15 protein-coding genes are annotated in these 24,861 nt (G+C 62.4%); 5 read left to right on the top strand and 10 right to left on the bottom strand.

Annotation, left to right across the window (positions count from 1 at the left end):
- The first annotated feature begins 136 nt into the window (after positions 1–136).
- A complete protein-coding gene (gpt, locus tag B9A15_RS10200) occupies positions 137–634 on the top strand; it encodes a xanthine phosphoribosyltransferase (protein WP_084409948.1) in 498 nt (165 codons plus the stop codon).
- On the opposite strand, the gene B9A15_RS10195 is transcribed toward gpt, so the two are convergent.
- Positions 635–1,729, bottom strand: coding sequence for a GAF domain-containing protein (locus B9A15_RS10195; RefSeq protein ID WP_170923239.1), 1,095 nt, complete (start codon positions 1,727–1,729; stop codon positions 635–637).
- A gap of 792 nt (positions 1,730–2,521) precedes the next feature.
- Between B9A15_RS10195 and B9A15_RS10190 the strand changes: the two genes are divergently transcribed.
- Positions 2,522–6,469: a vitamin B12-dependent ribonucleotide reductase gene (locus B9A15_RS10190; RefSeq protein WP_084409986.1), complete on the top strand. Its 3,948-nt coding sequence runs from the start codon at positions 2,522–2,524 to the stop codon at positions 6,467–6,469.
- Positions 6,470–6,713: 244 nt separating this feature from the next.
- Here the strand turns inward: B9A15_RS10190 and B9A15_RS10185 are convergent, their stop codons facing one another.
- Positions 6,714–8,465, bottom strand: coding sequence for a DEAD/DEAH box helicase (locus tag B9A15_RS10185; RefSeq protein WP_084409946.1), 1,752 nt, complete (start codon positions 8,463–8,465; stop codon positions 6,714–6,716).
- Between the two features lie 263 nt (positions 8,466–8,728).
- Between B9A15_RS10185 and B9A15_RS10180 the strand changes: the two genes are divergently transcribed.
- The 3 genes from B9A15_RS10180 to B9A15_RS10170 all read left to right on the top strand — a co-directional run bounded on the left by B9A15_RS10180 (position 8,729) and on the right by B9A15_RS10170 (position 13,870).
- Positions 8,729–9,871, top strand: coding sequence for an exonuclease SbcCD subunit D (locus B9A15_RS10180; RefSeq protein WP_084409945.1), 1,143 nt, complete (start codon positions 8,729–8,731; stop codon positions 9,869–9,871).
- Positions 9,868–12,939, top strand: a complete 3,072-nt coding sequence (locus B9A15_RS10175) for an AAA family ATPase (RefSeq protein WP_084409944.1) — start codon at positions 9,868–9,870, stop codon at positions 12,937–12,939. The genes B9A15_RS10180 and B9A15_RS10175 overlap by 4 nt, the downstream gene beginning before the upstream one ends.
- 316 nt (positions 12,940–13,255) lie before the next feature.
- The gene (locus B9A15_RS10170; RefSeq protein ID WP_084409943.1) at positions 13,256–13,870 is read left to right on the top strand and encodes a helix-turn-helix transcriptional regulator; all 615 of its coding nucleotides are present in this window, start codon (positions 13,256–13,258) and stop codon (positions 13,868–13,870) included.
- Between the two features lie 63 nt (positions 13,871–13,933).
- Here B9A15_RS10170 and hflX read toward each other — a convergent pair whose 3' ends face one another.
- The 8 genes from hflX to dusB form a co-directional block, all read right to left on the bottom strand.
- On the bottom strand, positions 13,934–15,319 hold the full coding sequence (gene hflX / locus B9A15_RS10165) for a GTPase HflX (RefSeq protein WP_084409942.1): 1,386 nt from the start codon (positions 15,317–15,319) through the stop codon (positions 13,934–13,936).
- Positions 15,320–15,565 carry an RNA chaperone Hfq gene (gene hfq / locus B9A15_RS10160; RefSeq protein ID WP_084409941.1) on the bottom strand — a complete coding sequence of 82 codons (246 nt, stop codon included), beginning with the start codon at positions 15,563–15,565 and terminating at the stop codon, positions 15,320–15,322.
- 212 nt (positions 15,566–15,777) lie between these two features.
- Positions 15,778–17,154: a Trk system potassium transporter TrkA gene (gene trkA / locus B9A15_RS10155; protein WP_084409940.1), complete on the bottom strand. Its 1,377-nt coding sequence runs from the start codon at positions 17,152–17,154 to the stop codon at positions 15,778–15,780.
- A 121-nt stretch (positions 17,155–17,275) separates the two neighbouring features.
- Positions 17,276–18,640: a nitrogen assimilation response regulator NtrX gene (gene ntrX / locus B9A15_RS10150; RefSeq protein ID WP_084409939.1), complete on the bottom strand. Its 1,365-nt coding sequence runs from the start codon at positions 18,638–18,640 to the stop codon at positions 17,276–17,278.
- A gap of 18 nt (positions 18,641–18,658) precedes the next feature.
- Positions 18,659–20,869 carry a sensor histidine kinase NtrY-like gene (locus B9A15_RS10145; protein WP_084409938.1) on the bottom strand — a complete coding sequence of 737 codons (2,211 nt, stop codon included), beginning with the start codon at positions 20,867–20,869 and terminating at the stop codon, positions 18,659–18,661.
- A gap of 174 nt (positions 20,870–21,043) precedes the next feature.
- On the bottom strand, positions 21,044–22,489 hold the full coding sequence (gene ntrC / locus B9A15_RS10140; protein ID WP_084409937.1) for a nitrogen regulation protein NR(I): 1,446 nt from the start codon (positions 22,487–22,489) through the stop codon (positions 21,044–21,046).
- 4 nt (positions 22,490–22,493) lie between these two features.
- Entirely contained in the window at positions 22,494–23,648 is a 1,155-nt protein-coding gene (locus tag B9A15_RS10135) for a two-component system sensor histidine kinase NtrB (protein WP_244556889.1), read from the bottom strand.
- Position 23,649: 1 nt separating this feature from the next.
- The gene (gene dusB, locus B9A15_RS10130; protein ID WP_084409935.1) at positions 23,650–24,717 is read right to left on the bottom strand and encodes a tRNA dihydrouridine synthase DusB; all 1,068 of its coding nucleotides are present in this window, start codon (positions 24,715–24,717) and stop codon (positions 23,650–23,652) included.
- Positions 24,718–24,861: the final 144 nt, after the last annotated feature.

Genomic DNA, 24,861 nt, shown 5'->3' with positions numbered 1-24,861 from the left:
AGGCGACTTGCGGCAGCACCGCGTTTCGATCTATCGACCGTCACTCTCTTAGAATGAATCCGAGGCGCCTTCCTGTCCGCTCGGCAGACGAGCGCACCTCTTCAAACGTGACGAAGCAATACGAGGATCAGGCCCGATGTCGACGGTGGAAAAGTCCTTTCCGGTTTCCTGGGATCAGTTTCACCGCGATGCCCGGGCTCTCGCCTGGCGGCTCGCCGGTACGGGCCAGGAATGGAAGGCGATCGTCTGCATTACGAGGGGCGGTCTGGTGCCGGCTGCGATCATCGCGCGTGAGCTCGGAACACGCCTGATCGAAACCGTCTGCGTGGCTTCCTATCACGACTATAGCGAACAGGGCGAACTGCGAGTCCTGAAACAGATCTCACCGGAGCTGACGGCCGATGGCGGCGAGAACGTTCTCATCGTCGACGATCTGACCGATACGGGCAAAACCGCTGCGATCGTCCGCGAGATGCTGCCGAAGGCGCATTTTGCCGCCGTCTATGCCAAGCCGAAGGGTCGGCCGATGGTCGACACCTTCATCACCGAAGTCAGCCAGGACACCTGGATCTATTTCCCCTGGGATCTGGGGCTGACCTTCCAGGCGCCGATCGGCAAGGGCAGCGCCGGCTGATCACAGCGCACCTCCCTCTGGGGAGGCTGTGAGACGCAATCGCAGCTTGAGCGACAAGCCGCGCCCACTATCGAGGCGCTCGATTGTCCCGAAGAGTTGACGCTTGATGAGAAGGTCGAGAAGCTCCGTGCCGAAGCCGGAGCTTACCGACTGCTTGGCGCTGGGAGATGAATTCGCGCCCCTGTCCTCGTTCCATTCGAGAACGAGCCAACGATAGCCCCCCTCATCCTCCGCGTTCCAGCGAATGCTCAGAATGCCCTGTCCTTCGGGGTTGAGCGCGCCATGCTTGACCGCATTGGTGGTCAGTTCGTGGACGATCATGCCAAGGAAGACCGCGTCGCGCGCGTCGACGGCAATCGCCGGTCCGACGGCGTCGAGGCGTTCGCCGCCCGGATCATAGGGCGCGACTTCGCCTTTCAGGATCTCCGCAAACGTCACATCGCTGCCGGCCCTCGTGGCAAGCAATTCTTGGGTCGCACCAACCGCACCGATCCGCTCGATGAGGTCGCGGCGAAGACCGGCGACGTCCGGCGCGCGCAGCGAGAGCGAGACGATTGCCTGGACCATGGAGAAGGCGTTCTTCACCCGGTGTTCCAGCTCACGCGCCATGAGATGAAGGTCGTCTTCGGCACTTTTCCGCCGCTTCACCTCGGCGCGCAGATCGATTTCCGTTGCGACGAGTGCTGCCAGTTCGGTGAGGATGGCGAGGTCGTCCGGGCTCCATTCGCGCGCGACATGCTCGATCGCACAGAGGGAGCCCACCACGCGCCCGTCGCCGAGGACGATCGGCGCGCCGAGATAGGCTGCGACGCCGAGATCCTGGATGGCCGGGTTGTCCTTCACCCGATCGTCCTGACGCGAATCGGCGACGACCAACGGTTCGCGATCTTGAACGACCAGCCGGCAGAAGGAATGAGACACGGGCGTTTGCCGGCTCTCGGCATAGGGGCTCGCCAGGCCGAGTTGGCTCTTGAAGAATTGACGATCTGTCTCGACGATGGAGACCAGGGCGACCGGCACGCGTAGAAGCCGGGCGACCAGGGCGCCGATGCGGTCGAATTCGGGTTCCTGTTCCTCTCCGATGATGTCCAGCACGCTCAGTCTCTGACTCCTGACACTCGTCTGCTTGCAGCCCGGATCATCCATTCGCCGCCTTCAGGCTCAAGGTTCCACGCCGTGAGCGACAGACGGGACGGTCTTGCCTTCCTCATCTCGGGATATCCGAACATGAAACGATTGTCGGAACGCTCATCCATTGCGCGGCACGAATAGTCGCCGTCAACGCACCACATAGGAGCCGATCGGCCCTTCGACTACGGGCCCTCATGAATCCTTCGCATTCGATAAACTGCCAATTCGGCGGCCAACTCATGCGTTTCAGGGACCTATCTCTCCGTCCTTCGGTCGGGGGCTGTTTGCTCTTCCCCGCTCGTCTGTCCGCTTGAATCGTCATCCACAGGGTGCGGCGCCTTGGTATCGCTCGAAAATAGTCGAGATTGCCCGCTGATTTCGCCGTGGCTGGCCGGTTCGGCCTTCAGGATATCCACAGAGTTTTATCGATCTGTCAATGACCGGGGGAAGTCGCCAAAGAGGCATTGCCCGAATCCCCTCTGCTCCCTACCCTCCATGTGATCGGCTTCCTCGGCGACCCCGTCAGCCTGGCGTGAGAATCCAGTTGATAACCGGTCGGACAGCCCCGTCTTCCCCGAATTCAGATTCGCTTAACCCTCGCCGATATACTATATCTTGTATCGAGAGGCGCTCAGAAGGGCACATTTAGCGAGCAGGCTGGAACCGCATCGCAGGAGCGGAAGCGGCCGGCTTTTCAGTGTCGTCATCGCCGATCGAAACACACCATCAGTACGGGACGAGGCCGTCATCATGGGCATGAAGTTCGAACGCCGCTACACCCAAGCAGGCGAAAGCGCATATCACTCGATCGAGTTCCGCAAGGCGACGAGCGAGATTCGCAATCCCGACGGCTCGATCGTCTTCCGCCTGGAAGGAATCGACGTCCCGACGCAATTTAGCCAGGTAGCGTCCGATATTCTGGCGCAGAAATATTTCCGCAAGGCCGGTGTGCCCGCGCGGCTGAAGCGCGTCGAGGAGAACGACGTTCCCTCCTGGCTTTGGCGCTCGGTCGCCGACGAGGAGGCGTTGGCCGAGCTGCCCGAAGACGAACGATTCGGCTCGGAAATGGATGCGCGACAGGTCTTCGACCGTCTGGCCGGCACCTGGACCTATTGGGGCTGGAAGGGCGGCTATTTCGACGGCGAAGAGGATGCGGCGGCCTTCCGCGACGAACTCGCCTATATGCTCGCGACCCAAAAGGCGGCTCCGAACTCGCCCCAGTGGTTCAATACGGGCCTTCATTGGGCCTATGGCATCGATGGTCCGGGCCAGGGCCACTTCTATGTGGACTATCGGACCGGCGAGTTGCGCGCCTCGACCTCGGCCTATGAGCATCCGCAGCCCCATGCCTGCTTCATCCAGTCCGTCGCCGACGACCTCGTCAATGATGGCGGCATCATGGATCTGTGGGTTCGCGAGGCGCGTCTCTTCAAATACGGCTCGGGCACCGGCTCGAACTTTTCCAATCTTCGCGGCGAAGGCGAGAAGCTGTCCGGCGGCGGCAAGTCATCCGGTCTGATGAGCTTCCTGAAGATCGGCGACCGGGCGGCGGGCGCCATCAAGTCGGGCGGCACGACCCGCCGCGCGGCCAAGATGGTCGTGGTCGACATCGACCATCCCGATATCGAAGCCTACATCAACTGGAAGGTTCGCGAGGAGGAAAAGGTCGCGGCCCTCGTCACAGGCTCCAAGACCGTTTCCAAACATCTGAAGGCGATCATCTCGGCCTGCGTCAATTGCGAAGGCCCGGACGGCGATTGCTTCGATCCGATGAAGAACCCGGCCCTGAAGCGCGCCGTGAAGGACGCCAAGAAGGCCCAGGTCCCCGAGAATTACGTCAAGCGCGTCATCCAGTTCGCCCGCCAGGGCTACACGGATATTGAATTCCCAGTCTACAACACCGATTGGGACTCGGAAGCCTATCTGACGGTCGCCGGCCAGAACTCCAACAACTCCGTCTCGCTTACCGACGACTTCCTGCGCGCGGTCGAGAAGGACGAGGAGTGGCAACTGATCCGTCGCACCGACGGCAAGGTCCACAAGACCGTCAAGGCCCGCGAATTGTGGGATCAGATCGGCTACGCGGCCTGGGCCTCGGCCGATCCCGGCATCCATTTCAACACGACCATGAACGACTGGCACACCTGCCCCGCGGCAGGGTCCATCCGGGCCTCCAATCCGTGCTCGGAATATATGTTCCTGGATGATACGGCCTGCAATCTCGCCTCGCTGAACCTGCTTCAGTTCGTCGAGACGACGGGCGAAACCAAGCGCTTCGACACGGCGTCCTTCGAGCATGCGGTCAAGATCTGGACCGTCGTCCTCGAAGTCTCGGTGTTGATGGCTCAGTTCCCAAGCCGCGAGATCGCACGCCTGTCCTATGACTACCGCACGCTGGGCCTCGGCTTCGCCAATATCGGCGGTTTCCTGATGTCGTCGGGCATTCCCTACGACTCCAAGGAAGGCCGCGCGATTTGCGGCGCAATTTCGGCCCTTATGACCGGTGTCGCCTATCGCACATCGGCCGAGATGGCGGGCGAGCTCGGCACTTTCCCGGATTACGAGCGCAATGCCGACGCCATGCAGCGCGTCATCCGCAACCATGCCCGCGCTGCACACGGAATTGCCAATGGTTATGAGGCGCTCTCTGTCGATCCGGTGCCGCTCGACCACGCTTCGCTGAAGGACAAGCGTCTTTCGACCCGGGCCAAAGCCGCCTGGACCGAAGCGACCGAGCTCGGCCAGAAGAACGGTTTCCGCAATGCGCAGGTCTCCGTCATCGCGCCGACGGGCACGATCGGCCTCGTCATGGACTGTGACACGACGGGCATCGAGCCGGATTTCGCGCTTGTGAAGTTCAAGAAGCTCGCCGGCGGCGGCTATTTCAAGATCATTAACCGCGCCGTTCCCGACGCGCTGCGCTCGCTCGGCTATTCGGAAAGCCACATCGCCGAGATCGAGGCCTATGCCGTCGGTCATGGCAATCTCAACCAGGCCCCGGCGATTAACCCCTCCTCGCTGCGCTCAAAAGGCTTTGGCGACGCCGAGATCGAGAAGCTGAACGCCGCGCTCGGCTCGGCTTTCGACATCAAGTTCGTCTTCAACCGTTACACGCTCGGCGACGACTTCATGAAGGAGACGCTCGGCGTCTCGGACGAACAGCTCGCCGATTTCACCTTCGAGCTCCTGCCCTTCCTCGGCTTCTCAAGGAAGGATATCGAGGCCGCCAACGTCCATGTCTGCGGCGCGATGACGCTCGAAGGCGCGCCACATCTCAAGAACGAGCATTTCGCCGTCTTCGACTGCGCGACGCCCTGCGGTCGGATCGGCAAACGCTATCTTTCGGTGGAAAGCCATATCCGCATGATGGCGGCGGCCCAGCCCTTCATCTCGGGCGCCATCTCCAAGACGATCAACATGCCGAACGAGGCGAGCGTCGAGGATTGCAACGCCGCCTATCTCCTCTCGTGGAAACTCGCGCTGAAGGCCAATGCGCTCTATCGCGACGGCTCCAAGCTCTCCCAGCCGCTTAATGCCTCGCTCATCGCCGATGATGAAGACGAGGATGAGACGATCGAGGAAGTCGCGGCCGCGCTGCTCCAGGCCCCGGCTCCCGAACAGGCGGTGCAGGTCGCCGAGCGAGTCGTCGAGCGGATCGTCGAGAAGGTGGTGCGCGAGCGCGAGAAGCTGCCGAACCGGCGCAAGGGCTATACGCAGAAGGCGATCGTCGGCGGTCACAAGGTCTATCTCAGAACCGGCGAATTCGACGACGGGCGCCTCGGCGAGATCTTCATCGACATGCACAAGGAAGGCGCCGCCTTCCGCGCGATGATGAACAATTTCGCCATCGCGATCTCCCTCGGCCTGCAATTCGGTGTGCCGCTCGAGGAATATGTGGAGGCCTTCACCTTCACCCGCTTCGAGCCGGCGGGCATGGTTCAAGGCAATGAGGCAATCAAGAACGCCACTTCGATCCTGGACTACGTCTTCCGTGAGCTTGCCGTCTCCTATCTCGGCCGGCACGATCTCGCCCATGTCCAACCCGAGGACATCACCGCTTCGACGGTGGGCCGGGGCGTCGAGGGCGACAAACCCGCGCCGCTGCCGATCTCGAGCGGAATGGTGCGCGGCCAGACAGCGAAGTTCCGCCTCGTCTCATCCAACGAGCCCCAGGGTTCGATGAAAGACGGCGGATCGCGCGCGGAGCCCCCGCGTGCCGAGGCGAGGCCAGCAGCGCCCCGTCCCGCAGCTCAGCCTGTTGCCGCGTCGACCGGACGGCCGACGGCAAAACCGGTGACCGCGATCGCAGCGGCGAAGTCTCCTTCGCCGGTTGCCGCAACCGAGCTTGCCGCGACTGCCTTCAAGCGGGACTATGAAGCCGCGCCTCTATCCGAGCCGGCGCCGGTGGCCGATCATACCCCGGCCCAAGGCCTTTTCGATCAGCCGCTCGCCTATCCGGCCAGCGACCGCGACACGGCCAACGTCTCCTCGGCCCCGGCAGCCCGGAGCGACAGTGCGACCCCATCCCAAGGGTCAGACGCCAAGCCGATGCCCGTCATTGCCAGCGATGGCGAGCGCCGGGCTGTGGCGATGATGAAGGGCTATACGGGCGAGAGCTGCTCGGAATGCGGCAATTTCACAATGGTGCGCAACGGCACCTGCCTGAAATGCGACACCTGCGGCTCGACCAGCGGCTGCAGCTAAGCCGACAGTCGAACGACTGTCCGTATGAATCAACAAAGGGCCCGGCTGGATAAGCCGGGCCCTTTGTTCTTGATACGGAGACCGCGCCGCCATTGAGCTTTCCCGACAAGCGGCGATTAAAGCGAAATGCGATAAATCGGACTCGCGATTTTGCTCTAACTCTTTGTTTTGCCGCACGACGTTTTCCGAAAAGTCGTGCAACTTTTCGGTATCATGCTCTAGCGCGACTGCTCTTCTCGATCAGTCACGACTGGCGTGATCGCTCTGCACGAGGTTTTGCGCGGCGCGGGCCTTTGTCTTGGGCGTTCGTGCCTGGGCGCGGGGCCTTGAAGGCCTTGCGGTCGCGCTCACGCGCTGGGCCCTTCTTCAAGCTGTCCGCACCGTCGGCATAGGAGATCGTGATGTCATCGCCATCGCTATGGGCGGCGCTGTCGGCGAAGCGTTTGGCAACGCTTTCGGCAATCTCGAATTTCGTCTCGCGATCATAGATTTTGATCGCCCCGATCTCCTGGCGGCTGATCTTACCGCGTCGGCACAGAAGCGGCAGAAGCCATTTGGGATCGGCATTGTTGCGCCGCCCGACATCCATCTGGAACCAGACCGATGGGCCGCCGCGCCGCGATTTGGACGCGCCCTTTTCGTCGCGGTCGCGGGACGGACGCGCGCCTTTCGGATCGGGACCGAAATTCGGATCGAACACGTCCTCAGGCGCAGGCAGGCGCGAGCGCCACTGACGCACGAAGGCGGCCGCGAGGGTTTCCGGCGAATGGACTTCGAGAAGCCGGGCGACCACCGCGGCGTCCTCCTCGCTCACATCGCGGCTCAAGCTCGGATCGGCCAGAAGTCGGGCCTCGTCGGCACTGCGGATTTCCTCGGCTGAGGGACAGGCGCACCAGCGCGCATCGACTAGCGCCTCGGCCAGAAGCCGTTCGGCCTTTCGGCGCCGCGAGATCGGCACGAGCAGCGCGGAGACGCCCTTGCGCCCCGCCCGGCCCGTGCGGCCCGAGCGATGCTGCAGCGTTTCGGCATCGCTCGGCAGATCGGCGTGAATGACGAGATTGAGGCTCGGCAGATCGAGACCGCGCGCCGCGACATCGGTCGCGATACACACCTTCGCCCGTCCGTCGCGCAGCGCCTGGATCGCCTGATTCCGCTCGGCCTGGCCGAGCTCGCCGGAGAGCGTCACGGCCGCAAAGCCTCGCTCGATGAGGCCCGAGGAGAGATGCCGGACGCCTTCGCGCGTGTTGCAGAAGACGATGGCGCTCGGCGATTCTTCGTGGCGAAGAATATTCGTCACCGCATGCTCGACCTCGTTCGGCGCGATGCGAACCGCCCGATATTCGATATCGGCATGCCCCGCCTCGCCGCGCGCGATGGCGATGCGCTGGGCGTTGGCCTGATATTGCTTCGCCATCTGCATGATGGTCTTCGGCAGGGTCGCGGAGAACAGCAGCGTGCGCCGGGAGGCCGGCGTTGCCTGGAGAAGAAATTCGAGATCTTCGCGAAAGCCGAGATTGAGCATTTCGTCGGCCTCGTCGAGGACGAGTGCTTTCAGATTGCCGATCTGAAGAGCGCCGCGCGTCAAGTGATCGCGTAAGCGGCCGGGGGTTCCGACGACGATATGGACCCCTTGGGCGAGCCGGCGCCGCTCGGCGCGCGGATCCATGCCGCCAACCAGGGTCGCGAGCTTGGCGCCCGTCTCGGCATAGAGCCAGGTGAGCTCATTCGTCACCTGGATGGCGAGTTCGCGCGTCGGCGCGACAATGAGCGCGACCGGTTCGGCGGTCTCTGGAAAGGTCTCGGCATCGCCGATCAAAGTTGGTGCGATCGCCAGACCGTAAGCAACGGTCTTGCCCGAGCCGGTCTGGGCCGAGACGAGGAGATCGCGCCCGGCGGTTTCCTCCGTCGACACCGCCTTCTGGACGTCGGTGAGGTCAAAATAGCCACGGGCAGCGAGGGCGCGCGCAAGCGGTGCGCACGTCGTAAGAAGGGTCATTCAAGAAATCCTGGAGCGACATGGAGGCGCGAGCAATCGGCGCACGGTCCACGGGGTCAGCCGACGGCACAAAAGCCTTTCGGACTTTGCGGCTCCTTATCAGGGTTTGACGACAAAGCCAATCGCCACACCCCTACGGAATGGCTCTGCTCCGCAGATCGATGCGTCCAAGCACGCTTCCGCAATGCGTTCGGCTTGAACCATCGGATGCGAGAGCCTATCCGCATCAATACACGAACTGCCAATCATGCGGGATCGTCTGAATGCGCATTCTTCATACGGCCGATCTCCATTTGGGCCGACAATTCAATGGGATCAGCCTCGACGAGGACCATCAGGCGGCACTCGATCAGATCGAGACCGCGGTGCGCGAGCATGCGGTCGATGTTCTCGTGATTGCAGGCGATATTTTCGACCGCGCCGCGCCACCGGCGAGCGCCATTCGCCAGTTCAATAATTTCCTGACCCGGATCGCATCCGAGACCGAGGCAGCCGTTGTGATGATGGCCGGCAATCACGATTCCGGTGACCGGATCGGATCGATGGCGGTGATGACCGATCGGCGCCGCGCCCTCATCCGCGGAACGGTCGCCGCCGACGAGCCGCCGCTGGTGCTCAACGACGATCACGGCCAGGTCGCCTTTTCGGCGCTGCCCTTCTGTTACGAATATGCGGCGCGCGAATGCTTTGCGGACGAGACCCTGGCGTGCCCCGAAGACGTTCTGGCAGCGCAGATCGCCGCCGCCAGGCGCCATGTGCCGGACGGCGCGCGTTGGGTGATCGTCGCCCATGCCTTCGTCGCCGGCGGTGAAGGCAGCGAAAGCGAGCGCCCGCTCGTTCGGGTCGGGGGCATTGAGACGGTGCGGCCACAGGTCTTTGCAGGCGCCCACTATGTCGCGCTCGGCCACCTTCATCGCCCTCAGGCGATCGGCGCCGCCCATATCCGCTATAGTGGTTCCCCGCTCGCTTTCGGCTTCGACGAAGCGAATGCGGAAAAATCCATGTGTCTCGTCGAGATGGGCGCTGAGGGCGAGGTGCGCGTCGAGGCCATCCCCTTTTCGGCTCGGCGGGGGGTTAGAGTGTTAACGGGCCGGCATTCGGAGCTTCTGCAGGTCGAGCCCTCCGATGATTTCGTCAAGGCAATCCTCACCGACGAGGCGCCGGTGATCGATGCCATGAAACGGCTGCGCACCGTGTTTCCGAATGCTTGCGAATTGACCTATGCCGCGCGAGAGCGCGCGCCGGAAACGAAGGGAACCCAGAAGCGCCTGGCTCGCCTCTCCGATCCGGTTTCCGTCGCTAAAGACTTCGTTTCACTCGTCGAGGAAGCGCCGATGGGCGAAAGCGAAGAGCGCGTCGTCGCCGCTGCGCTCGATGCGCTTGTAAGAGGTGAGGACGCCGCATGAGGCCTGTTCGACTGACTATGCAGGCCTTCGGCCCCTATCCTGGGCGCGAGGTCGTGGATTTTCGCCATGCGGTCGAGGCCGGTGTGTTCGGGATCTATGGCCAAACGGGCTCCGGCAAATCGACCCTGTTCAGCGCCATGACTTTTGCTCTGTTCGGCCAAGCGTCGAGAAGCGAACAGGAGGCGCCGACGCTGCGCTCCGATCATGCCGATCCGGGCGTCGCGACCGAGGTGGAGTTTGTCTTCGATATGGGTGAAAAGCGCTATGTCGCGCTTCGCCAGCCTGATCAGCTGCGTCCCAAACAGCGTGGGTCGGGCGAGACAAAAAGCCCGCATGAGGCCCATCTCTTCGATGCGACCGGCTTGACGCTCGAAGACATCACCCACGACAGACGTGGCAGGATCCTCGCCGAAAAGAAGGTTCGCGACGTCGATGACGCGATTAGGGGCCTGCTTGGCTATGGTCCCGAACAATTCCGGCAGATCGTCCTTCTGCCTCAAGGGCGATTCGAGACCTTTCTTGCTGCCAAGACCCGCGACCGGCTCGACATTTTGCGCGAGCTTTTTGATGTCTCGCTCTACCGCAATCTCGCTGCGCATCTAAAGCGGCAAGCAGACGAGGCGGAAAAGCGTGTCAGCACCGAGCGCGAGCTTTGCGCGCGCCGGCTTGCCCAGGAAGGCTTCGAAAGCGCTGAAGCTCTCAATATCGGAATCACGGCCGTTCGCCAGTCGCAAACCGAACTCCAGAATGCCGAAGATGCAACACGCTCGGCGCGTGATGCGGCTCACCAGGCGCTGACCGCCGGCGAAACGCTGGAAGGCCGCTTTCACGAGGCCGAGAAGGCGGCGACCGCTCTCGCCGCGTTGTCGAAACGGCAGGATGCCATTACAGCTTTGAAGGAAAAGGTCAGGCAAGCCGATCGGGCCCGCGTTCTTCTCGACCTCGAACGCCATGTCCAAAGAACCGGCGAGGAGGCGCGCGAGGCCGAACGTTTCAAAGCGGAGCGCACGGAAGCGGCTCGGATTGCCGCGAAAGAGGCGATCGCCGCCGCCGAGACAGCGGTCAGCGAAAAGGCCCGTTCGGGCGAGATCGACGCGCTTCGCCGGAAGGCCGACGAGCTCAACACATATCGCGCTATCCTGGCGAATACGGTTCAGGAAAGCGAGGCGGTCTCATCCGCCGAGTGCAAATCGGCCGAACTCCGAGACAAGCTCGTCAAAGTCCTTGCCGGTTTGGAAACGTTGTCCAAACGACGTGTGTCCGGCTTGGAGACATTGAGAACGGCACGCCTCAACGAAGAGCGCCGCCGTGCAATCGCAGAGCGTCTGACGGTGCTGCAAGGAGCCTTGGAAAAGGCACTCGCCTTCGACAGGAGCCGCAAGGCGGTGGACGCGGCGCAGACGGCCTTCGACACGCTTTCCGGCCGATATACGAAAGCTGAACAGCGGGCGCGCGAGGCGCGAGAAACATTCGAGAATGCCGAACGAGCCCTTTCCGGCGCACAGGCGCTTCATCTCGCAGCAAAGCTCGAGGACGGATCGCCCTGCCCGGTCTGTGGTGCGCAGCACCACCCGGATCCCGTGACGGGCCACATCGAATCGGCGGGTCTGAACGACGCGTTCAAGGAAACCAAAGCAAAGTGGCAGACAGCAGACGAGGCCGCTCGTCGCACGGCCAACGAACTGGCAGTCGCCAAGAACACGCTCGAACTTCGTCAGGAGGATTTAAGAGGTTTGGACGTCCCGGAGCAAAGCGCTGAAGCGCTTCGCGAAGCAGTCGAGCAAACGAGCGAAGCGATGAATGCCCATGGCGATCCGGCGGATATTCCGTCCGCCGAAGAAGCGATCGACCAGCTGTCTCGTCGCATCGAGGCCGGAGAGGCCGAGCGGGAACGGGTTCGAACCGCCTTGTCCGAGAGCGAGCGCGATCACGCGTCTCTCAAGGCGGCGCTGGATGCGCGGCTGTCCGTCATCCCCGACGCCCTGCGCGAGCCGAAAGCGCTGACATCGGAAAGCGAGCGGATCGCCAAGGCGCTATCCGAGCGTCAGACGAGGCTCGAGGCGGCGATCACGGCCGAAACCCAAGCGAGCCGAATCGCCCATGGCCTTGAGAAGGAGCGCGAAGCGGCAGAGACAGCGCTCACCAAATGCCAGGCCGCTCACCAAGAGGCACAGGACACGTTTCTGATGCGCCTGACTGAAGCGGGCTTCGACCAGGACGCTTTCGACGCCTTGAAGCCCGCGATCCGCACAATCGAAGACGATCGCAGTCGCATCGAAGGCTTCAGTCGCGACCTCGCGGTAGCCGAAGAAGCGGCAAAGCGAACGGCGGAGGCGGTTCACGACGAGACGCGGCCGGATCTCAACGCCCTGAAGGGCCGCCTCACCGAGGCCGAGGCCGCACTCGCTTCTGCGAGCGAAAGAAAGAGCGAGGCCCAGCAAAGGGTTCGCCATCTTCAGGCGCTCAGAGCGAGTCTTGCGGAAACCCTGAAGCGGCTCGACGAAGACGAGGCGCATACAGGTCCATTGCGCCGGTTGGCCGGGCTATTCGATGGCAAGAATGCCCTCAATCTCGATCTCGAAACCTTTGCCATCGGCGCGATGTTCGATCAGGTCCTGGAGGCGGCCAATCTACGGCTCTCGCCGATGACCGCCGGGCGCTATCGGCTGGAGCGCGATATGGACGCTGGGCGAGGCCGCAGAGGTTTGGGCCTTCAGATCTTCGACCTTTTTACGGGCCGTGCGCGTCCGACATCAACCTTGTCCGGCGGCGAGACCTTCATCGCCGCTCTCGCCCTCGCGTTGGGTTTGGCGGATATCGTCGAGACGACGAGCGGCAAGGTCCGTCTCGACACGATCTTCATCGACGAAGGGTTCGGCAGTCTCGACACCGAAAACGGTTCGGGCACGCTCGACCTCGTCCTGCAAGTGCTCAATTCCTTGGTCATTCAAAACCGGGCCGTGGGCCTCATCTCCCACGTTCCGCTGGTTCAGGAAGCCATTCCAAACGGCTTCTATATCCGCAAAGGCGTGGGCGGAAGCCGCGTCGAGGCGCGCGGTTTTTCCTAAGGTCAAGCTTGGCGGCGCGACGAGGCTCGCGCTCAAGTGCAGTCCGACCGGCGCAAGAAAAAGGCCGGCCGGACTTCGCATGGGAAGCCGAAAAACACATGCGTGTTGGGGCGATGCGGCTTCAACCGAACGGAACCACGACCCTGCCTTCGCCGCCATACCCTGTCCGGGGTATGCTGCGCTAAAGTTGCGCCGCTAAATCTTCAGCATCGAATATTTCAGTTCGGTCGTTACCATGCTCCCCTGACGGCCAGACCCACTTGGCGTCAGAGGCGTGCAAACCGAACGCGGTCATGACGCGGTGTAAGCGTGGCAAATGAATGAAGCTCTGGTCCGTCAGGCCGAGAGGAAAGCGGGGATCATCGAAGCCTTCGAAGCGATGCCCAACGGGATCATCATTTTCGACGAGGCAGGCTCGGTGATCGAGATGAACCCGGCTGCGAAGGCGCTTCTGGCGGCAGGCGATCCGTTGCGCATGTCTGGCGGCATCGTCAGCGCACGGCTACCGGAGACAAGGCGCCGGATTACGGCCTTGATGACGGAGACGCTGCGCTTTCACGTCGGCATTTCCCAAGAACCTCCGGGCGCCGTCCTCGTGCAGCGCGAGAATGGCGGAATGCCTCTGCGTATTACCGCCTATGCCGCTTCGACGCGCTCGGCAAACGGCTTCTTCGGCGTCCTTCAGATCAGGGACATGGCGACGAACGCGATCCCCTCCGCCGATATGATCCTCCAAGCTACGCCGCTCTCGCAAGCCGAGGCCCGGCTCTGCCACGCGCTGCTATCGGGCCTGAAGATTGCAGACTACGCTGCCCAGTCCGGCATTTCGGAGCACACGGTCCGCACGCAGTTCAAGAATGTGCGCCACAAGCTCGACGCCCCGAGCCAAGCTGACGTCCTGGTCACGATCATGCGGCTTTGCGGCGGCTGATAGACGTCGGGCGACAGCATCCACCTCCCGACGCGTGTCATCTTTCGGCTACGCCAAGCCGGACTACTGAACCGCGACGCCCGGCCGGCTTGACTTCAATCGCCCCAGCTCGGTCATGGCCTGCGCCGTCATCGCCAACTGCAGATGAATCGACCCATCCTCGCGATCGTCCCGTGAAAGAACGGAAGCGTTCTCGTAGAACCAGGGAAGAAGCGTCATCGCCTCCGGCTCGAGATCGACTTCCACCTCGCCAATCCGGCCGGCAATGCGCTTTTCGACATCGGCGAGAAGCGGCTCGATACCCTCCCCGGTGATCGCCGAGACGAGGTGAAGATCGTCGCGTTGCAGGCTTCCCGTGGCGGCCGCCTCGATATGCTGGCGACCCGTCTCGTCGAGCCGGTCGATCTTGTTCCAGACCTCGATGACATGGTCGGCGTCATCGGCATCAATGCCAAGATCGCGAAGAATCTGCCGCACGTCCTCCGCCTGCGCCAGCGTGTCCGGATCGGAGACGTCGCGCACATGGAGGATGATATCCGCCTCGATCACCTCTTCGAGCGTTGCCCGGAAGGCCGCGACGAGATGGGTCGGCAATTCGGAGATGAAGCCCACCGTGTCCGAGAACAAAACCTCCGTGCCATGCGGCAGGGTCGCGCGGCGAAGCGTCGGGTCGAGCGTCGCGAAAAGGAGGTTCTTGGCGAAGACGTCCGCGCCGGTCATCCGGTTGAACAGGGTCGACTTACCGGCATTGGTGTAGCCGACGAGAGCGACGATTGGATGGGGGCGCTTGCGCCGCTTCTCGCGGTGAAGTTGGCGCGTGCGGCGCACCTGGTCGAGCTCCCCCTCCAAGCGCTTGATCCGCGTCTGAAGTTGGCGACGGTCCGCTTCGATCTGAGTTTCGCCCGGCCCACCGAGGAAGCCGGCACCGCCGCGCTGGCGCTCCAGATGGGTCCAGCTGCGCACGAGACGCCCGCGCTGATAGTTCAGATGGGCGAGTTCGACCTGCAGGCGGCCTTCCTTGGTGCGGGCCCGGCGACCGAAAATCTCGAGAATGAGCCCGGTCCGGTCGAGAACCTTGGCGTTCAGCTCCTTTTCGAGATTGCGCTGCTGAACTGGCGTCAGCGGATGGTCGATGACCACCAGACCGATCTCCTCGGCCGCAATGATGCCTTTCAGCTCGTCGACCTTGCCCGACCCTATAAGCGTTGCAGGCCGCGGCGAGCGCTGCATCAGAACGCCGCTGGAAACGACCTCTAGCTCGATCGCCGCCGCCAGCCCAAGCGCCTCCTCCAAGCGCGCCTCATGGCTGCGCTTGGGCAAATCGCCCCCCGATGCCGCGGTCTCACTAGCGAGCGCGTCCTTGAAGATCGGGACATAGACGGCCGCCCGGGTCGGCACCGCCTTGTGTTCGATCGGTCCGCGCGGACCGATATCCTTAAATTCTGCCAATCAGGCCTTCCTGTCGTCGTCGCCATCATACAATTGCACCGGCTGAGCCGGCATGATGGTCGATATAGCGTGCTTATAGACGAGTTGCGAATGCCCGTCGCGACGAAGCAGCACGCAGAAATTGTCGAACGAGGTCACGACGCCCGTCAGTTTCACGCCATTGACCAGAAAAATCGTGAGTGAAATCTTTTGCTTACGAACAGTGTTGAGGAACAGATCCTGAAGGTTCTGCGTGCGTTCGGCCATGAGATGGAATGCCTTTCCTTATTCTTATTGAGCCTGCCCGCGACGCGGCATGCTCATTTTTTTGCCGTGCCCAAGGTTAAAGGCTACGTGTGGTGGCGACGCAAGGGGATAGGCGGCAAGTTGCGGCGAAACTTCTTCGGGTTTTTCGGTCCACTCGCTCTTGGGGCGCGATAAACCGTTGCGGTCACCATTCCAGGCTTCCCGCAATTTCTTTAAAAGAATTCGAGACTTACGCGGAACATCTGCTCGACCTGTCGAACCGCGCCGGCTTTGGCAAAGATGACGACGCGGTCCCTCGCCCTGATCTTCAGATTGCCTGTCGGCTTCAGGAATTTCCCTTCCCGATAAACAGCGCCGATCCTTAGATCCTCAGGGAGATTCAATTCCTTGATCGGCGTGCCGACGATAGGGGATGTTTCCAGAGCCTCGGCCTCGATCGCCTCAGCAAGCCCGTTCTGGATGGAATGAACGGCGCGAATGCGGCCCCGACGCACATGCTGCAGAACGCGAGAGATGGTCACCGAGCGCGGATTGATAAAGGCATCGATGCCGAGTGGCCGCGTGAGCCCTTGAAAGTCCTGATTGTTCAAAAGCGCCAGATTGCCATAGCAGCCAAGACGCTTGGCCATGACGCTGGAGAGGACGTTGACCTTGTCATCATTGGTGAGGGCGACGAGCAGATCGCTTGTCTCGATATCGGCCTCCGACAAGAGCCCTTGATCGAGTCCCGATCCGTGCAAGACGATGGTCCGCTTGAGCGTATCGGCAATGCTGACTGCCCGATCGTGATTGGCCTCGATGACGCGCAGCTTGGCCCGGAGGTCCCGTCGCTCCATCTCCCGCGCGACATAATAGCCGATATTGCCGCCACCGACGATGACGATACGCGTCGCTTCCGGCTCGGCATGGCCGAAAAGGCCGAGCGTTCGCTTCACATGGGTGCGCTCGACGACGACATAAGCCACGTCCCCGGCCACCATCTGGTCCCCCGAGCCGGGGATGAAGAGATTGGTGCCGCGAAGGATGCCGACGACCGTGGCGCTAAGATCGGGGAAAAGATCAGTCAATTGGCCGAGCGGCGTGTTCACCACCGGGCAGTCGTCGCGGCACTCGATCGCCACCATCGCGGTCGAATTATCGGCAAAGCGCACCGCATCCATGGCGCCCGGCAGCGCAATGCGCCGGAGCACCATCTCGCCAACCTCCACCTCGGGCGAGATAATCACGTCGATCGGCATGTTGTCGGTCGAGAAGAGATCCTGCCAGTGGGACTGAAGGTAGCTCTGGGCGCGGATGCGGGCGATTTTGGTCGGGATGTTGAATAGCGAATGGGCCACCTGACAGGCGACCATGTTGACTTCGTCATGCAGCGTGACGGCGATCAGCATGTCCGCCTGCTCGGCGCCGGCTTCGGCCAAGACTTCGGGATGGGCACCATGCCCGATGAAGCCGCGTGCATCGAGATTCTCGCGGATCGCCTGGACGAGCGTTGGCGAGGTATCGATCACCGAGACGTCGTTGCGCTCGGAGGCCAGGCGTTCGGCAATACCGTATCCGACCTGGCCAGCGCCACAGATCACCACTCTCATGCGGCCGAAATCCCCGTCCGTCCTTGATGCGGCTTCGCCCTAGCCCAAAATCGCCCTGTCCCGCAAAGCCCATCACGCGGGAAGCTGGCCAAAGACGCAAGGAAACACCGCTCAGCGGCGATCAAATGCCGAGCGACTTCAGCTTGCGATGGAGCGCAGAGCGTTCCATGCCGACGAATTCGGCCGTCCGCGAGATATTGCCGCCGAACCGGCTGATCTGTGCGACGAGATATTCCTTCTCGAACACCTCGCGTGCATCGCGCAGCGGCAGCGCAAGGATTTGGCCGTTTGACTGGCTCGGCGTTCGCGGCAGCATGTCGCCGACCTCCGACGGCAGCATGTCGGCCGAGATCGGCTCGGCATCCTCCGAGTCGCGCGCCAGGATCATCAGACGCTCGATATTGTTACGCAGCTGGCGGATGTTGCCGGGCCATTCCGACGACTGAAGAACCGCGAGTGCCTCAGGGCTCAAGGCGCGAGGTTTGATGCCGGTCTGTTCGCTGATCTGGTTCATGAAGGCCTCGATCATCAGCGGAATATCCTGACGTCGCTCGGCGAGCGGCGGGATCAGGATCGGGACGACGGCGAGCCGGTGATAGAGATCCTCCCGGAATTGGCCCTCGGCGATCGACGATTCGAGGTTCTGCGCCGTCGAGGAGATGATCCGCACATCCACCTTGACGCGCTTGGTGCCGCCGACCCGTTCGAAGGACTGGTCGGTGAGAACGCGCAGAATCTTGTTCTGGGTCTCGCGCGGCATGTCGGCGACTTCGTCTAGATAGAGCGTTCCGCGATGGGCCTGCTCCAGAGCTCCGACCTTACGCTCGACACCGGGCGGCGTCTCATTGCCGAAAAGCTCGATCTCCATGCGCTCCGGCGTAATGGCTGCAGCATTGATCGCGATGAAAGGTCCCTCCGAGCGCTGGGAGGCCGCGTGAATGGCGCGCGCGACCATCTCCTTGCCGGTCCCCGAAGCGCCATGGATCATGATGCGCGAATTGGTCGGCGCCACACGCCCGATCACACCGCGAAGCTGGTTCATCGGCTGGGACTTGCCGATGAGTTCGGGAAAGTCGGAGGAGCGCCGGCGCAATTCGACGACCTCGCGCTTCAGCTTGGAAGTCTCCAGTGCTCGCTCAGCGATCAGGATCAATCGATCGGCCTTGAACGGCTTCTCGATGTAATCGTAGGCGCCCCGGCGGATCGCCGAGACAGCGGTTTCGATATTGCCGTGGCCCGAAATCATGACCACCGGCACTTCCGGATGCTGAGCCTTGATCATGTCGAGGAGGTCGAGCCCATCGACACGGCTCCCCTGCAGCCAGATGTCCAGAAAAACGAGTTGCGGCACGCGGTCGGCGATCGACTGCAATGCCATGTCGGCATTGCCGGCGGTCCGCGTCTCGTGACCCTCGTCTTCCAGAAGACCTGCCACCAGGTCACGGATGTCGGCCTCGTCGTCGACGATCAGGATGTCCGATGCCATCGCGCTTTCACGTCCTTCTCACTCGTTCCCTTCGCTCTCGACGACCGAATCCCCGGCTGGGAGGGCGATGCGCACCATGGCACCCGTCTCCTCCCCCGGCGCGTCATCGAGCAGAATGGAACCCCCATGTTCTTCGATGATCTTGCGAACGATCGCGAGACCCAAACCTGTGCCTTTTTCGCGCGTCGTCATGTAGGGCTCCAAGAGACGATCTCGATTCTCCTTGGGAAATCCCATGCCGTTGTCGACGATTTCGATCTCATGCCAATGGGCGCCGGGCCGAGCGCGGACCTCGATCCGGCCATTTTCGACATTCGCCCCTTCCAGCGCCTCGACCGCGTTCTTGACCAGATTGCCGAAGGCTTGACCGAGAAGGCGCGTATCGTAACGGCCGAGAAGCGGCTCTTCCGGGAGATCGGCGACGAAGGTGATTCCGTGGTCGCCCATTTCCCGCGTGAACATCGCCTCCTTGATGACCTCGCGCAGATCCGTCGGCTCCATACGAGGCTTCGGCATGCGGGCGAAATTGGAGAATTCGTCCACCATGCGGCCGATGTCGGATACCTGCCGCACGATGGTTTCGATGCAGCGATCGAAAACCTCCCGATCATCCTCGACCCGTTTGCCATAGCGCCGGCGGATTCGCTCGGCTGACAGCTGGATCGGTGTCAACGGGTTCTTGATCTCATGGGCAATGCGTCTTGCGACATCGGCCCACGCGGAGGAACGCTGCGCATCCACGAGATCGGTGATGTCGTCGATTGTCACGACGCTGGACTGGGCCTCGCCGGAGGGTTCGGCGCTAGTGATGCGGATCGAGAGGGTACGCTCGCGCTCGCGAATGCGCATCTTCACTTCCTCTTGATGATCCGATCGATGCGAGGCAATCGCCTCGTCGAGAATGCGTGCAAAGACCGGGAAGGCATCGCCCAGCGGGCGGCCCACCACGGCCGTCGCAGGCACGCCGAGAATGCGCTCGCCGGACGGATTGAGCATCGACACCCGACCGGAGGGTGCGACGCCGACGACGCCGACGGTCACACCCGACAGAACCGCTTCGGTGAAGCGACGGCGCTCGTCAATCACATCCTTGGCGTTGATGAGTTCGGCCCGCTGACTACGCAATTGACGCGTCATATTGTTGAAGGTGTTGGAGAGCGAGCCGACATCGCCATCCGAGGCGCGCACGGGAACCGAGACGGACAGATTGCCGGACGAGACCTCGTCGGCGGCGCCCATTAAGAGGCGGATCGGGCGCACCAGGCGGTCCGCGACGCCGATCCCGGTCCAGATAGCGGAAAGTAGGACGATCAGACAGATGCCGAGATAAAGGAGAGCGAAAGCGAGCTGAAGGCCGAAGCGATTATCCTGGAGGCTCGAATATTCCGCCGACCGCTCTTCCATCAAGCGCAACGCTGCCAGCACCTGCGGGTCGACCGCACGCACCGTGTAGAGAAAAGCGCCCGGGATCTGGCGCAGACGGATGACGGCGCCGACGAGATTGGTCACGCCCGGCGGGATGAAGACGAGACTGCCTTCGGCGGCCTGCTGCATGGCGTCGTCCGGCGGCACGGGCAGCGGCTGGTCGGCCTCCACATCGGCGACGAGGAACGGTTCCTTCTCGCGGGTGATGAGCTGGGCGCCGAGGAGGGAGCGACCCCGTGCCTGCTCGGTCATGAAATTCTTGAAGCCGGTGCGGTCAAGATCGAAGAGCCGCCGCTGCTGGTCGAGGTCATAGGCCATCGACAGGGTGGAGCCCTGCAGATTGCGCGCATTCTCGTTCACATAGGCCCGAGCGACGCTGATCGAGGAATCAACGATCGCCCGCGTTCTAATCTCGAACCAACGATCGAGCCCGAGATCGAGCGTCACGGAGGCGACGATGGCGACGAGGATCGCCGGGATCGCCGCGACGATCGAGAAGAGAACGACGATCCGCACATGAAGCCGCGAGGCGGCCCGCCCCTGACGGCGCGCGCGCACCATCCGGCTGACTTCCCGGCCGACCAGGACGATCAGAAGCAGAACGAAGAGACCGTTGACCGCCGTCGCGATCGTCACGACCGTGTCGGTCGGCGCGATCGGCGTCAGCCCCATCAAGACGACGAAGGAGATGGCGCCGCAGACCAGCGCGCCGATGACGGCGAGTAGGCCGGGGACGAGCATGAAACGCCGACGTTCCATCAGGAAAGGCAGCGTCGTCGCCTGATCGATCGATTCGCTTGTCATAGTCGGCCGCTGGTCATCATGTGCCGTTAGAGACACGGATTGTGGCCAGAATGCAACGAGAACGCAATATTCGAACGTTCGCCGCGCAAATGATCTGTGGATACGAAATACGGCGGCCGGCAGGAACTCTAACCGTTCCGCCGCGATCCCATCCGAATGGCCTTGACGATCAGACTACCGGATCGAGCGGACGACCGAAATATCGAGATCGCGAATTTTCTTGCGAAGCGTGTTTCGATTGACGCCGAGAAGGTCCGCCGCCTTCACCTGATTGCCACGCGTCGCCGCCAGGGCCGCAGCGATCAGCGGATATTCCACCTCCCGCAGAATGCGTCCATGCAGCCCCGGCGGGGGGAGATCGTCGCCGAAGGACGAGAAATAGTCCGACAGATACCGCTCCACCGCCTGGCCGAGATCGATCGCCTCTCCGCCGCCATCGTCGTAGCCGCCGAACTGGTTGGCGTCGTTCGACAATTCGTTTTCGACAAGCTCCGCCGTAATCTCGTCCTGCGGATAGAGGGCGCAGAAGCGGCGGATGAGGTTTTCGAGTTCGCGCACATTGCCGGGCCAAGTGTAGCGGCGCATGGCGTCGAGCGCACCGGGCGTCAGCGACTTACGCGGCAGGCCTTCCTTCGTCGCGGCGTTGAAGAAATGGCCGGCAAGGTCGGGAATGTCTTCAATGCGCTCGCGCAACGGCGGCAGGCGCAGGGGGACGACATTGAGGCGATAGAACAGATCTTCGCGGAAAAGGCCGCGACCGATGAGCTGGCGCAGATCCTTGTTGGTCGCCGCGACGATCCGAACATCCGTGGTGATCGGGGTACGGCCACCAACGGGCATATATTCGCCTTGCTGCAAAACACGGAGCAAGCGCGTCTGAGCTTCCATCGGCATGTCGCCGATCTCATCGAGAAAGAGCGTGCCGCCTTCCGCCTGTTCGAAACGGCCGGAGGAGCGCGCCTGGGCTCCGGTAAACGCGCCCTTTTCGTGGCCGAAGAGCTCCGATTCGATGAGATCGCGCGGGATCGCGGCCATGTTGATCGCGACGAAGGGTCCTTTGCGCCGACGGCCGTAATCATGAAGAGCCCGTGCGACGAGCTCCTTGCCCGTGCCCGATTCGCCGGTGATCGTGACGGTCAGGTCCGTCTGCATCATCCGGGCGAGCGCGCGATAGATGTCCTGCATGGCCGGCGACCGGCCGACGAGCGGCATCGCCTCGCCATTGTCGTCGGGCGCCTGACGCTTCTGTTCGCCCTTCGGCTCGGACAGGGCCCGACGCACGACGCCGACCAGTTCGTTGAGATCGAAGGGCTTCGGCACATAGTCATAGGCCCCTTTCTCCGAGGCCTTGATCGCGGTCATGAAGGTGTTTTGGGCACTCATGACGATGACCGGAAGGTCCGGCCGGGAATTCTTGATACGCGGCAGTGTATCGAAGGCATTGCCGTCTGGCATCAGAACATCGGTGATGACGAGATCGCCCTCGCCGCTCGATATCCAACGCCAGAGCGTGGCGATGTTGGACGTCGCGCGCACTTCGAAACCGGCGCGCATCAAAGCCTGGGAGACGACCGTGCGGATCGCGGCATCATCGTCGGCAACGAGAATCTGCTGAACCATATCGTTAACCCCGGCTCTTCTTTGGCAATGGCTTTGCGCCTTGTGGTCTGGTTCGCAGCTCCGACGGCTCTTTCCAGGCGGGCATCAGAATGCGAAAGATCGAGTGGCCCGGCTGCGAGTCGCATTCGATCACGCCGCCATGGTCGCCGATGATCTTCGCGACGAGTGCTAGGCCGAGCCCGGACCCGGACGGCTTAGTCGTCACAAACGGATCGAAGATGTTTTCTCGAATGTCTTCAGGAACCCCCGGCCCGTTGTCCTCGACGGTGAATTCGAGCGGCAGGGTGACCCGATCCCGGGAGCCGGGGACCGACAGGCGCACACCGGGCCTGAAGGCGGTGGTGAGCCTAATCTCCGGCTTTTCGACATGGGTAACCGCCTCGGCCGCGTTCTTCACCAGATTGAGAAAGACCTGAACGAGCTGATCGCGATTGGCATAGACCGGCGGCAGGGACGGATCATAAAGTTCTGCGATCGGAATATCGCGCGCAAAGCCGCTTTTGGCGATCGTCTTCACATACTCTAAGACGGAATGGATATTCACTGCCGAACGCTCGATCGGCCGCTGGTCCGAAAAGACCTCCATCCGGTTGACGAGCTTGCCAATCCGCTCGCTCTCTTCCTGAATGAGGCGGGTCAGGACACGGTCTTCGTCCGAGGCCGAAGTCGCCAGAAGCTGCGCGGCCCCCTTGATGCCCGACAAGGGATTGCGAATTTCATGGGCGAGCATCGCGGCAAGGCCCGTCACGGTACGCGCCGCCGAGCGATGGGTCAGCTGGCGATCCATCTTTTCGGCGATCGAGCGCAGCTGGATGATGACGACAGCCAGATGCGGCGTCTCCGGGACATTGGCGACATAAAGATCGACCAGACGCTCGGCTCCCAGACGGGGCGAAGAGAGATCGACGCGATATTCGCTGAAGCGCGATTGCTCCACCAAGACCTTCTCGATCAACGAGAAGACCGGATTGTCCAGCGGAATGAAATCCTGCAGGCGTCGCCGCAAAAGATAGGTTCGGCTCGCCGAGAAGAACTGCTCGGCATCCGTATTGGCATAGTGAAAGAAGCCGTCCTTGTCGCAAACGATCACCGGATGCGGCAAAGCGCCGAGAATATGCATCTCCTGGTTTTCGCTTCTGGGGTTTGCGGGCGCGGTCATGTCAGGCGGCATCTTTCACTTGACGGGCATCGGAGGCCTCGCCCGTTTCGAGATCGGCAAGGCTCACCCCGGCAAACAGCCGGCGAAGCCGATCGAGAACGAGACCCGGCTCTTTCGCGGTCAGAATCTCGGCTTTGCTTTGCTGAAGATCGGCGCCGGAAAAGGCGCTGAGGCGTTCGATCGACCAGGCGAGATGCTTGCGCGCGTGGCGCAAGCCGGACGCAGCGCCATAATGCGCCAGCATCGCCTCGTAATGTTCGCAGACGAGATCGGACGCCTTGCGCCTTGCCAGTTCATCAAGCGTTACGGCACCGGCGATGAGGCCGGGAAGCCAGGGCCGGCCTTGCGCTCCGCGTCCCACCATAACCGCATCGGCCCCGCTCGCCTCCAGCATGCGCGGCAGATCGGCGGCGCGGGTCAGATCACCATTGGCGACAAGCGGCACCTCGACCGCGCGCCTGACCTCGGCGATAGCGTGCCAATCCGCCTGGCCTTCGTAAAAATCAGCGCGAGTTCGGCCGTGAACCGTGATCATGGCGACGCCCGCCGCCTCGGCCCTTGCCGCGATCTCAGCGGCATTCATGGTCGCGCGATCCCAACCGAGACGCATCTTCAGACTGACAGGAACCTCGCTGGCCCCTCGCACGGTCGCCTCGACGATCCGAAGCGCAAGCTCGGGTTCGCGCATCAAGGCCGAACCGGAGAGACCGCCGACCACTTTTTTGGCGGGGCAGCCCATGTTGATATCGATGAGATCGACACCCGATTCGGCGAGCTGCCGCGCGGCGCGCTCCATCCATTGCGGGTCGCGGCCGGCAAGCTGGACAGCATGAATGCCGTCGCCGGCCCGCATCGCCCGGACAGCGCTTTCTGCGCAGCCCTTCACGAACTCACCGCTGGCAACCATTTCGGAAAAGACCAGGCCTGCCCCGAACCGGCGCGTCAGACGGCGGAAGGGCACATCCGAAATGCCGGATAGGGGCGCAGCAAAGACGCGATTGGGCAAGGTCAAGCCGCCCAACACCATCGGACGCATTGCCGATACCGCCGCTGTCCGCGTTTGGCTCATTTATTACGCGCCACTCGAATCTGTCTTCTTTTTCGTCACTGGTGCTGTACCTTAATCAGGCATGCACAAAAGACAAGCATAGCACCACCCGCTTGACGGCATGGCTGACCTGCATTCATTCGGTAGCTATCCGAAGGGAGTGGT

It is taken from the genome of Fulvimarina manganoxydans, from assembly GCF_900176465.1.
Lineage (GTDB): Bacteria > Pseudomonadota > Alphaproteobacteria > Rhizobiales > Rhizobiaceae > Fulvimarina > Fulvimarina manganoxydans.
This window is presented reverse-complemented; position numbering and strand designations above follow the sequence as displayed.